Origin of the sequence: Bacillus sp. YBsi01 (genome assembly GCF_038406745.1) — a bacterium.
In the GTDB taxonomy this organism is placed as follows: domain Bacteria; phylum Bacillota; class Bacilli; order Bacillales; family Bacillaceae; genus Bacillus; species Bacillus siamensis.
On record NZ_CP151679.1, the window covers coordinates 2,108,295 to 2,120,719 of the forward strand.

Annotated in this window: 7 protein-coding genes; 2 read left to right on the forward strand and 5 right to left on the reverse strand. The window is 47.3% G+C overall.

What is annotated here, in order from left to right; translation table 11 throughout:
* The 5 genes from esaA to AADZ70_RS10560 form a co-directional block, all read right to left on the reverse strand.
* Positions 1 to 3,126, reverse strand: coding sequence for a type VII secretion protein EsaA (gene esaA, locus AADZ70_RS10540; RefSeq protein WP_342007006.1), 3,126 nt, complete (start codon positions 3,124 to 3,126; stop codon positions 1 to 3).
* Positions 3,123 to 7,598, reverse strand: coding sequence for a type VII secretion protein EssC (gene essC / locus AADZ70_RS10545; protein WP_342007007.1), 4,476 nt, complete (start codon positions 7,596 to 7,598; stop codon positions 3,123 to 3,125). Before essC ends, esaA begins: the two co-directional genes overlap by 4 nt.
* Before the next feature lie 54 nt (positions 7,599 to 7,652).
* Positions 7,653 to 8,936 (reverse strand): type VII secretion protein EssB, encoded by a 1,284-nt coding sequence (gene essB, locus AADZ70_RS10550; RefSeq protein ID WP_188154509.1) that lies wholly within the window; start codon positions 8,934 to 8,936, stop codon positions 7,653 to 7,655.
* A 14-nt stretch (positions 8,937 to 8,950) separates the two neighbouring features.
* Positions 8,951 to 9,190 carry an EsaB/YukD family protein gene (locus AADZ70_RS10555; RefSeq protein WP_016938101.1) on the reverse strand — a complete coding sequence of 80 codons (240 nt, stop codon included), beginning with the start codon at positions 9,188 to 9,190 and terminating at the stop codon, positions 8,951 to 8,953.
* A gap of 74 nt (positions 9,191 to 9,264) precedes the next feature.
* Positions 9,265 to 9,558 carry a WXG100 family type VII secretion target gene (locus tag AADZ70_RS10560; protein ID WP_003152013.1) on the reverse strand — a complete coding sequence of 98 codons (294 nt, stop codon included), beginning with the start codon at positions 9,556 to 9,558 and terminating at the stop codon, positions 9,265 to 9,267.
* A 315-nt stretch (positions 9,559 to 9,873) separates the two neighbouring features.
* Between AADZ70_RS10560 and AADZ70_RS10565 the strand changes: the two genes are divergently transcribed.
* Together AADZ70_RS10565 and ald are read left to right on the forward strand one after the other, a co-directional pair.
* Complete coding sequence (locus AADZ70_RS10565) at positions 9,874 to 11,103, forward strand: PucR family transcriptional regulator (protein WP_342007008.1); 1,230 nt, start codon at positions 9,874 to 9,876, stop codon at positions 11,101 to 11,103.
* 103 nt (positions 11,104 to 11,206) lie between these two features.
* Entirely contained in the window at positions 11,207 to 12,337 is a 1,131-nt protein-coding gene (ald, locus tag AADZ70_RS10570) for an alanine dehydrogenase (RefSeq protein WP_049627275.1), read from the forward strand.
* Positions 12,338 to 12,425: the final 88 nt, after the last annotated feature.

A 12,425-nucleotide genomic window follows, 5' to 3' on the forward strand; every position in this document is an offset into this window, starting at 1 on the left:
TTACGCCTCATAAGACTGATCACTTTCCTCCGTTTTTTCCGCAAGCAGCCGAATGATGAGCGGAAGCGCCGCCGCAATCAGCGTAATGATCGCAAGAACCGTTATGCCCATCGCAAACAGATGGCCCGTTCCGTATTGAATATCGATATACACTTTCGATACCGGGCTGTCAAAGCTGAAGTTCGGCATAATCAGGTCGATCAAAGGCGCCACATAAAAGAGAATGAGCGCTGATGAAGCGATCCACCCGGTGATTGAGCTAAAGACAAAGGCTGCCCGGATGAAAGCTGAACTCGCCGCAAGCAGGAGAATCGTAAAGACTGACCATTTAATCGTCTGATCGTCCGGAAGCGAGTAGATATTCAGACCGAACAGACTGATCATCAGTCCGACCATTATGTTTAAAATCCCAAAGAGCGCGCCTTTGACAAGAAGCGGCGCCTGCTGATAATACGAGCTGAAATAGCCGATCAGAAGACTGCTGATCAGAACGATTACCAAAATGACGACCGGCGGAACATTCTGAACCCGGTCTTCCGGCACCTCTCCGCTGATTTTAAGCGGATTGGCGAGATAATCGTAAACATATCCGTTTTCCTGTCCGTCAACGAGCGCGTTCCCTAAAATGCCGTACACGTCATTTCTGATCAATTTCGTGGAATCGACATTTTTACCCCAGTTGCTGTTCAGGGTGTCCGCTTTATGCTGGACGTCATTTACGCTTTGCTGCATATTGTCGGTATAGCTGATGATGCCGGACTGGCGTTCTGACAGATGGCCCATCGTGTCAGACATTTGCAGCACTTCGCGGCCGACGGTATCCTGAGCGCCGAGCGCCATCGTCCCAGTTAATCCGTCTCCGCTGAATGCGGCCGCTTCCTGCACAGCGCCTTCAGCCAGCTGATCGGATGCTTTCGCCGCGCTGTCTGAAATGCTGGCGATCTCATTGAGCACTCCGGCTTGTTCATCTCTGATATATGAGCTGTAGTTGTCCGAGAATTCGGTCATGCCTTTAATGAAATTGCTGATGTCTTCATCTGTCTGCATCTTATTGTTTTTCAGATTTTCCCAGCTTGCCGTTTCTTCCGGTTTGATGGCGAGAACGGTTTGGACTTCGCCTTGCTGGGCTTTCAGCACCCTGTTTTTCACATCAGGCAGCGAGCCTGCGTCAAGCGAGTGATAGAGTGTTGCCTCATACAAAGATAAATCATTATAGTAACTCATTAAATCGGATATATCTGTTGTATTGATGTCAGCGGCAAACATCAGTTCGAGAGCAGATTTGCGGCCGCTATCCAATAACGGGTAGTTCAGAATGTTCTGTTCTGTCTTTACAATCATTCTGTAAATGGTATTGAAGTCTTGTTTTCTCTTTTCTTTTGATTCTTCCAGCTGTTCACGTAATTTGTCCGCTCGTTTTTTCGCGTCATCAATTCGGTCTTTAAGGCCTTGGATTTCTTCATCAAGATCATCGAGACGTTTTTTCAGTTCTTCATTATGAGTCTGCTGTTTCTCTTCCAGCTCTTTTTCAATTTGCTGAATGCGCTCTGCGGCTTGGTTCAGCCTTTCTTTCGCGTCAGAAACTCCCGTGCCGCCGTCTCCTTCTGAATCGTTTGAATCATCCGTCGGCTCAACAGCAGGCGGAGTGACGTTTTTAGCGGCCGATGCGGTTTGGACGGTTTTTGGCTCTTCGCCGCCAGTGTTATCGGAATCAGGCTGCTGATCTTTTGTGCCGTCTTCCGTTTTTCCGTCTTCTCCGGGAGCCGTTCCGTTATTCGGATCGGTACCTCCGGGTTTTTCACCGTCATCGCCTTGGCCCGGTTTTTCAGGGTCAGGATTTTCTTTTTCCGGTTCTTTTAGTCCGTCTGAAATTTGATTGATTTCAGCGGAGATGCGTTTTAATTCGTCACGCTGATCGTCAAGGTCAATTTTCAGATCGCCGGGTTTTTCTTCTTCCGGTTTTTCTTCTTCTTTCGGTTCATCTGAGCCGTCATCCCCCGGATCATTTTCCGGAACGGTTAATGCGTGCCGATCCCTTTTCATAAGGGTTTGGATGCTGTTCAGTGTTTCAAATCTTGCTTGAGCTTTATATTGGGTCAAATAATTGTTCAGTAAATTGGATTGAATATCTGCCATCCCGTGTTCCTGCTCAGGAACCTGCGCTTCTCTCACCTGCTGGGCGGCAGACAGAGCCGCTCCTGTCTGGTCAAGCTGTGTCTGCGCCTGGTTTATGCCTGAAGACAGCCCGCTCATCATGGCGCTGAACTGATTGGCGGCCTGCTGTGCTTTAATGGCGTTCAGGCCGGTTGTGATTTGCTTTTGATTTTGTTCCTGCGCGGCCATCAGCAGTTTTTTCTGATTTTCCTGATATTGTTTATAGCGCTCAACCGTATCGGCAAAGTCTTTGAGCGTGTTTTTGGCTTCATCTGCCGAAGTCAATTTTTCTTTGGCCGCGCCTTGTGCTTCATTCATTGATTTTTTCAGTTCGTCAATCAGGTCTTTTTGCCGTTTGATTTCACCCGCTAAGTCATTTGAGCTCGGCTTGTAAAAGTTGTACATGACGTTTTGAAATTCTGATTCTTTATTGACGATCTTGTCAAAATCGCCTCTGACATTGTTCACTTTTTGTGAGACGAAATTCCAATACAATGCCGACATTTTTTTATTCATTGATTTTTGGGCGTCTTCAAGCTCACGCTGCACTTTTTCTTTGTTGACGGCGTTCAGGCTGCTTTGAATATTGAATGTCAGCGTGGCTTTTTGCGGACGCTCTTGGTCATAGCTTAAAATGTCTTTTGAAAAATCGGATGGAATGTAAACGACGGCGTCATACTTCTTAGCCGCCAGACCGTTTTCAGCCGCGCTCCTGTTGACAACCGTCCAGGAATAATCCGGACGGCCGCCGAGAGCCGCCGCCACTTCTTTTCCGAAATGGACGGATTCCTGCCCCTCATTTTCATCTGTTTGTAAGCCCATGTCTTCATTCACGACTGCGATTTGACGGGTGGCATTGATTTTTTGTTTTCCCGGGTCATCGCCGATAAATCGGAAAAACAGCACCGGCAGCACCAGAATGATAACGACCGCGGCTATTAATTTGATCAGGCTTTTTCGTTGTTCTGTCATCTGACGGCCTCCCTTTCCGCTGAACATAGAGGTATTTGGATTTTTTGCTCCTTCCCGTTTTCAACCAAATAGCCGAAGCCCGGCTGAATGTCCGGTTCCTGCCTTTGGTAAGGCAGCGGAATGACGTTTTGTTCGGATTTTTTCACAAGCAGCATCGCGTGGCGGATCTGTTTCATTTCCGTCGTTAAGGAATCATAGCCTTTTGAGAATTCGCTGTGATTGCCCGCCGGGATAAAACTGAAGCCGACATGCGCGTAAGATTTCATAAACATCGCCAGCTTGTCCTGAATGGCGGTGTCGATTGTCTGCTGGAATCTTGTAATGCCGTCGGCCATTAACACGATCGGAGAGAAACTGAGTCTGTGCATATCACCATTTTTAACGGCCTGTGCATACTGGGCTTCACGCTCCGTGAATAGGGCTTCAGCAGATTCGATCCACTGCTGTATGTCTTCTTTTGTGTCCAGATAACTGACCTTTGTTTCCTGCGCATATTGCGACAGTCCGCGATCAATTGAGTCAAACAGTCCGATCTGTTCCGTTCCTTCACGCAGCAGGTGATTCAGCATGACTTTCAGGATGTTTGTTTTTCCACGCTGTGTCTGTCCTAAAATGAGGCAATGTTTATATTTACCCAGATCAAAGTACACGGGGCTGACCTTTTCCTCATGCAGCCCGACAGGAATTCGGAACGGTTCTTGACCCGGTTCGAGACGGAGCGAAAATTCGCCGGCCGTCAGCATGTCCGGGAGCATCGGAATCGGTTTTGGACCGGCCGTTCCGGCATGGCTAACAGCTAAAGCTTTGACATCGTCTTTCAGCGCTTGGAACATCTCGAGGTCATTTTCCGCTTCTGCCGGAAGAAACATTTGCGCGAAATGCAGTTCTTCTTTTTGGATCATGACGCGGCCCGGAATCGGTTCGAGACTGAACGGCGGACGCCCGTATATGGAGTATCCTTCTGACTGATCCATTAAATAATGAACGACTTTCGTTTTTAAATTGTTTAACAGCGACTGGCGGACGGCGTTTACCCTCGTTGCGGTCAGCAGGAAGTAAATGCCTAAACTTTGCCCGTCGCGTGAAATCTGGATGAATTCCGTTTCCAATTCATGCATTTCGTCTTTGACGATATCGAAATTATCAATTGTGATAAATATAAACGGCAGCTCTTCTTCACTGAGCGAATTGTACATTTTAATATGGCTGACTTCTTTTTCTCTGAACAGCCGTTTCCGCCGCTCGATTTCTTCCTTGATGCGGATCATGAATTTTTCAATCTTTCTCATTTGATCCATTAAGAAATAATCTGCGGTGTGCGGAAGCTTTGCCAATGGCAGAAGCGTTCCGTTGCCGAAATCAAAGATATACATGTGAAGCTCTTGTGGCGTGTACCCTTCCGCGAAGTTCATCAGGAACGTGATGGCAGAAACTGACTTGCCGTAGCCCGATGAGCCGAAAATACCGATGTTGCCGTCATCCATCATCGTATAAGCGAGAGGCGCCTGTCTTTGCTGATCAGGCTCATCCACGCAGGCGATGAAGAAGCGGTCTTTTTCCTTCGAAGGATAAAGCGTGCGCGGAATACGTTCGGCAAGCGGCGGCAGCCAAGGGCTCGGCAGCTTTTCAATGCCCATTTCTTTTTGAATCCGCTCGATTTCTTCGACTACGGCCTCTATTTCTGCCGGGGCGTCTTTTTTCGCCGCATCATCCGCGTCCACCTCAGACAGCGGAATTAAGCCGGTATCGGTAACGATGGCAATGTCATCCTCGGTGCCGTATACATCTTCCATGTAAGGGGCGCCGCTCCAGGCAGACTGGAACTGCTCATACACTTCATTATTTCCGACTTGCAAATAGCCGCGTCCGGTGACGGTAATATTCGCCGCATCACTGTTTTTCAGGATTTCTTTACTGTCGCTTGCATCCTGCACTTTCAGGGCGACCTTAAAGCGTGAGTTGCTCCATATCTGGTCGTCAATGATGCCGCCCGGCTTTTGCGTGGCGAGGATTAAATGCACACCGAGGCTCCGCCCGATGCGCGCCGCGCTGACAAGCTCCCTGATAAAGTCAGGCTCTTCGCTTTTGAGCTCGGCGAATTCATCTGAAATCAAAAACAGGTGCGGCATCGGAATATCCGTTTCTCCCTGTTTATACAGCTTTGTATAGTCATTGATGTGATTGACGCGGTATTGATCAAACAGCCGCTGCCGTTTTTTCAGCTCGCTTTTGATGGAGGCAAGCGCCCTGATACTGAAGTTTCTGCTTCCTTCGATGTTCGTGATGGTTCCGAGAAGGTGCGGCATCTTGCGGAACGGCTGCGCCATTCCTCCGCCCTTATAGTCAATCAGCAAAAACGCCGCTTCATGCGGGTGGAAATGAACGGCCAATGACAGAATATACGTTTGCAGAAATTCACTTTTCCCGGAGCCGGTCGTTCCCGCCAGCAATCCGTGCGGCCCGTGGGCTTTTTCATGCAGGTTTAAATACACGATATCGTCTTTTCCCTTGTAGCCGATCGGAACAGCCAGCGATTTAGCAGACTCACTTGTCTCCCACTTCTGCCTGATGCCGATTTCTTTTACTTCCTTCGCATGAAACAGTTCCAGAAATGAGACCGTTTCAGGAATGGAATTCGTCATCCCGACCTGATGGTGCAATGTCCGAAGCGTCCGGGAAAACCGCTCGTTGTCTGTCCGTTCATGCCTGTCCAGCTTAAACGGGATCTGCACCGCTTTTTTCTTCTGAATGAGAATGTCGCCCTCATCCTCATTAATGTAGCGGACGAGGGTGTGAATGTTTTCTGCCAGGCTTTCCTTCGTTTCCGCGGCAATGATCGCCGAGATGCCGAGATGCTCATGCCGGCCTTCGATATATTCTAAAATGACGTGCTCTGCAATCAGCTGCTGATTTGTGATGACAAAAACAAAATGCGGCTGGAAGATCTTTTTTTCTTTCTCGTCTTCCAAATCCCGTTCCCGCAGCAGCTCATAAATGGACGATAACAATTGATCGCGCGTCTGTTCATTGTAAATAAACCCTTTCGCATACATATGAGGCAGCTGAAATTGCGGCAGCCACTTCATCCATTCCCAATCCTTATATTCCTCTTCATGAAAGATAAAGACGAACCGCAGGTCATGGTAGCTGTTGAAGAAAGCGAGCTGGCCGATGAGCTGATGAATTTCATTTTTGACGATCTGGGGTTTCCCGACGAGCCCCATCGGCCCTTCTTGTAAATCAACGGTCACGGGCGCATGGCGGATATCTTTATACACACGCTGCATGTGCTGCGACTGCTCCATCAAATCATCGACATCCCGGTTCGCCAGGTCTCCGCCGCTCATCGAAATCTCGTAGCTTGCCGGAACCGTGCCCGTTCCGAGCCGGAGCATCAGGAAATCCCTGCTTTCCAGCGATTTCTCCCAAATGCGGCCGCTGATTTCAGAGGTTAAATATTTCATTTTTTCAAACGGGGGAAAGTGATGCGTCAGCACTTGCAATTGTTTTTCCGAAAGCGTCTGAAGCTCTTTCCGTTTGTTTTCTAAATACTGCTTGTACACACGCTCCCGCTTTTCCTCCCGTTTTTTCCGCTGCGTTTTTTCTCGGAAATACTGCACGGTGGACGTAATGAGAGTCATCATAAACATCGCCAAAGAGACGAGAATGAAGATACCCCTCGGCTGTATAATGGCGACAACCCCCATTACAATCAGCATGACCACAGGAGGCAGAATGACGAGCCACAGCCCCCGGTTATTCTGTTCGCTTTCCTGCGAAGGGAAACTGAATGACACGCGGTCTTCGGGAAGATCGTAGACCATCCGCGGCGTTCTTCGATATTGCGGGTATTTCTTTTTCATTTCAGTGCTTGGCTTTAACGTTTTGATTAAGCCGCTTTGAAACGGTTCGTGATGAATGACTTCTAAAAGGTCATCCTCGGTCAGCCTCACACGCAGAAAATTCCACAGCAGCTCATCTCCCGTCCGAAGCTTTTCAGGAGCTTTTGTGAGCTCTCCGTTCAGATAAACTTCCCGGCCGCCAGGAACAACAGACCAGCTTCCTCCCGCTTTTCGCAGATAAAAATCGCCTGTTTGAGCGGACGACGGCTCTTTGTATATATCCGCTTCCTCTGTTGCTGATGAGAAAACGATCTCGTCCTTCCCGCCGATAAAGTAAACGGAGGATTTTTCCTGATCAGGAGTGAGAAGAAGCCGCAGCGTCTCTTCTTCAATCCGGCAGGGCATTTCATTTCCTATTGTCAATTCGCCGGCACAGTTATTTCCCAGGAAAACTTCGTAACGATCTGTTTCCTTACGATAAAGGGTTGCGGCAGGCTGCCGTAACGGCAGTGTGCCGAACGTGATCGTATCCTTTATTTCCGGGCCGATCGTAATCGGCTGAGACGGCGGGAGTTCAGACAGCTGAATCTTTTGTACGTGCTCCCGGTAAAAGACCCATAACAGACTCATATGGCGAACCTCCTGACTGCCTGATCGTTATTTACGGCCAGTTGATATACGCTGTTATTTTTTTTCATCTTTTTTCTCATCTTTCTTGTCGCTCTCTTTGTTATCCTTTGCTTCGTCCTTTTTGCCGTCTTTATCCTGTCCTGCGGAAGCTTCAGCGGTGTTTTCATCCGCTTCTTTGTTTTGCTCTTCCTGCTCTTTTTTCGCCTTCTCCAGCTCGCTTTCCACAGCGTCCAGTTCTTTCTGCTTTTCGTCGTCTTTCATACTGTCGTCCGCCAATAATTGCTGCTTATATTTTGTAAGCCCGAGCCAGATATACGGGTTGTACTCAAGATTGCGGCCGATATTGATGGCTTCTTCATTTTCCCCTCGGCCGATATCAATCCAATATAGGAAGTGCTTCGGATCAGATTGCAGAGTGACCAGATTTCCGATGTTTTTCCGCTGTTCTTCGCTCAGTTTTTCTACTGCCACATAAGAAGAAGCAAGCTCGTACTGCACCGATTCAGGAAGGCTTTCCGCATCGTATTTGGCGAGTGTGTCAATGACTTTGCTGTACTGCTGATTTAAAAAATAGCGGTTGCTTTCGGTGATTGCCTCTTGCTTCGGCTGGGCGAAAAACAGTGCGTACAAGGAATACAGAAGTGCCGGCACAAGGAGGACGGCAAGCGCCAGTCCGGCGTATCTTTGAATTTTCCATTTCTTTTTCGGCAGTTTTATGTATGTCTTGTCCCTTGCTTCGAGGGAATCAATTACGGTTAGAATGGTTTCTTCCAGGTCCTCAAACGTTTCCGCTTCTAACACGCTTTTTACCTCGGGAGAGAATTGAAGTGTCTCCTTGTACTTCAAATATTCTTCGAAGGTGAAAGCCCCGTCAGCCGCAAGCGCCGCACATGCTTTGAGCTCCTTTAACACCCTTTCTCTGTCTTCCTCATAAGGCGGGAGGCTCTCCTTTACGCCGTAATGCAGAAAGTAAGGTGTCAGCGCTTTATCAAACACGATATTTTCCGGGGCCGCAATCAGATTGAGCCGTTTCAGCTTATGCTGTTTCACGGCTTGAACGAGACGGTAGGCAAATTGCCACCTGCTTTTTTTATCTTTTCCTTTTATATAGCGGAAAGCCTGGTAAGAAGAAGGGGGTCTGATCGTTATGGTTACTTCGTCTTCTGAGACTGAAACCTCTTTTTGAAAAAAAGGATCGGCCTCTTTAATCACGTTTGCTTCCAGCCCGTCAAGAAGTTTGACTTTTTCCCGCTGGAAGGTGAACGTGAAGCCTGATTCGGTTTCTTCCCGGACGGCGTCCAGTTCTGTTTCTAAATAAGATCTGTTATGACCTGTCATTCCACCATGTCCTCTCATAAAATTTCAAGGCGGTCTCCGTTCGTAATGCCGCAGTCAGATAATTTTTGCTCTCCGGAAAAAACCGTTTCTTTATTGACCACTCTGATCCAATAGCCTTCACGCGGCGGAACGGATACTTGCTGAGCCTGCCGGGCAATATCAATGACTTTTTTCACAGAATGGTAATCTGACAATCTGAGATCGAAGACGCTGCCGTTATAATGTGTTAAATCTATTGTAATATCGATATACATATTCATATCACCCTTACATAGAAAGAGCGCCGTCTTCTTGATTGAATCAGGCGCTCCGTTCTTCATTCATCTTATTATCCGCGAATTTGGTTAGCGATATCTTGGTCAGTAGACTCAAGCGTATTTGCCGTTTGATCGAGCTGATGATTCACATCTTGAAGCAATTCAGACATTTTAATAAATGAAGGTTTCAGCTGCTCATATTGATCCGCGAATGCTTCACTTGAAGCACCTTCCCACATGCCTTTCAAATCAGAAATCATGCGGTTCAGGCGGTCAACCTGATTCATGACTTCCTGACTTTCAACGCCATATTGCTTAGCCATCGCTCTTAGCTCTTCGGGTGTGACACGAATTAATCCAGACATATTCCTTATACCCTCCTGTGTCATCAGCCTAAATATGGGCTAATTCACTTATTTTTTGAACGTCATTATTATAAAAACAACAATTCGGCACAGTCAAACAAATCTGTTTTAATTTTACAAAATGAGTCTTATGATATATTGGATTTTTCGTTATATTTACACATTTTGTAAATATAATAGTATGATTATCTTATTCTTTTCCATTTTTTCAAATGATCCTATTTTCCTACTCCGTTTCCGTTCAAAGATGCCTTTCAGTCTGAAAAACAAGATGGTAAGATCAAGATATGAAGCTATGAAAAAGTAGGGATACAGATGACCAATCCAAAAGATCCATTTAAGTACAGTTTCGACAGGCTTGAAGATGTAGCCGACCATATCAGCGAGGTCCTCCAATGCCCCATTACAATAGAAGACGTTAATCATAAACTGCTTGCATACAGCACGCACAGCGATTGTACAGATCCGGCCCGGACGTCGACGATTATCGGGCGGAGGGTGCCTGAAAAAGTCATCAATAAACTGTGGAAAGACGGAACCATTCCGGCCCTTTTAAAAACGGACCAGCCGATCAAAGTGAAAGAAATTGACGAGGTGGGCCTGAGCAACCGCGTGGCGATTTCCATCTGGAAAAACAGTCAGGTTCTCGGATTTATTTGGGCGCTTGAGATCAAAAAAAAGCTCAATGACGAGGACCTGAAGACGCTTCAGCTGGCAGCCAAAGCGGTGCGGAACAAGCTTTTGCACCTGCAGATCCGCAAAACGAAAATCGAAGAGCGGGGCCAGGAGTTTTTTTGGAAAATGCTGACCGGCCATATTTATCAGGAAGCCGAGATGGCCGAAGGATTTCATAAGCTCGGAATGGCGCTGCCGTCCGTATTCAGCGTCATGATCATCCGTTTGCATGAGGAGCTGACTGAAAAGACGGAACAGCAGCTGCAATATTTGCAGGAAACGACACAGCAGATACATGTCATGCTGGCGACTGTTGATTCAAATGAATTAATCTTATTAGCCGCGCCGAAAACCGATCAGCCTTTTAAAGATTTAAAGCACTTCGCTCTTCATATTCAAAAACAGCTGAAGGAACGATATAAAATTGAGGATGCGTCGATTGCGATCGGCGGTATTTACGAATCGATTTCTTACGTTTACCGCTCCTATCAGGAAGCGCTCTCCGTATTAAAAGCGAAAGAACGGTTTGTGAGAGAGACCAAACACCTTTTCAGTTTTTCTGAACTCGGCATTTATCAGTACCTTGATGTGTTGGATGAAAAACGCAAGCACAGCGGCTATATGAACTATTCCCTGTCAAAGCTTGAGCAGTATGACAGGGAGCACCAAGCCGATATGGTAAAAACGCTCGAACATTTTATTGATGCCGACAGCAACGTCAACACCGCCGCTAAAGCGCTTAACATTCATGTCAATACATTGAATTACAGGCTGAAAAGAATCAGCCAGATCGCAGAAATCGACTTAAAAAACGTGAATGAAAAGTTTACGATTTACCTTGATATCAAGCTTCGCAACATGGGTTCGTGAAATTTCACAAATCCGTGTTTTTTTATTTTCTGTTTCAAACAAAGAATTTTCGCAAAAATCGCGCTACACTTGAAGCATCACACAAACATTGGAGGAAACAGACATGATTATCGGGGTTCCAAAAGAAATCAAAAACAATGAAAATCGAGTGGCATTAACACCTGGAGGCGTTTCACAGCTTATCGGAAACGGCCATCGGGTTCTTGTGGAATCCGGAGCGGGACTCGGAAGCGGTTTTACTAATGAAGATTATGTATCTGCAGGCGCGGAAATTCTGGAGGACAGACAGCAAGTATGGGATGCGGAAATGGTCATGAAGGTAAAAGAACCGCTGGCTGAGGAGTATGCGTATTTCCGTCAAGGCCTGATCTTATTCACTTACCTTCATTTAGCCGCAGAGCCGGAATTAGCTAAAGCGCTTACAGAAAAAGGCGTGACAGCTATTGCGTACGAAACGGTAACGGACGGACGTTCACTTCCGCTGCTTACGCCGATGTCTGAAGTTGCCGGAAGAATGGCCGCTCAGATCGGTGCTCAGTTCCTTGAAAAACCAAAGGGCGGAAAAGGAATTTTATTAGCCGGCGTACCGGGTGTATCCCGCGGGAAAGTCACGATCATCGGAGGGGGCGGCGTCGGAACAAATGCCGCGAAAATGGCTGTCGGCCTCGGTGCCGATGTGACAATGATCGATTTAAACGCAGACCGCCTGCGTCAGCTTGATGATATTTTCGGGCATCAGATTAAAACACTGATCTCAAACCCTGTAAATATTGCAGACTCTGTCGCGGAAGCGGATCTTCTGATCTGCGCCGTACTCATCCCGGGAGCCAAAGCGCCGACTCTCGTTACCGAAGAAATGGTCAAACAGATGAAACCGGGTTCCGTCATTGTTGATGTTGCCATTGATCAGGGCGGCATTGTGGAAACCGTTGATCATATTACAACACACGATAATCCGACTTACGAAAAACACGGTGTCGTTCATTACGCTGTCGCCAATATGCCGGGCGCCGTACCGCGTACATCTACGCTCGCATTAACGAATGTGACCGTTCCTTATGCGCTTGAAATCGCCAATAAAGGCGCGGCGAAAGCCATTGCCGAGAGCCCGGCGCTTAAAGCGGGGCTGAATACGGCTAACGGACATGTCACGTATGAAGCGGTAGCCAAAGACTTAGGCTATGACTACGTGCCTGCTGAAAAAGCGATGCAAGGTTCAGCTGCAAAAGCTTAATAGATATGAAGAGGACAGCCTGATCAGCGGGCTGTCCTTTTTTCTTTCTCATAAAAGGAAAAACGGACACCTGTCTCGAATATCAATT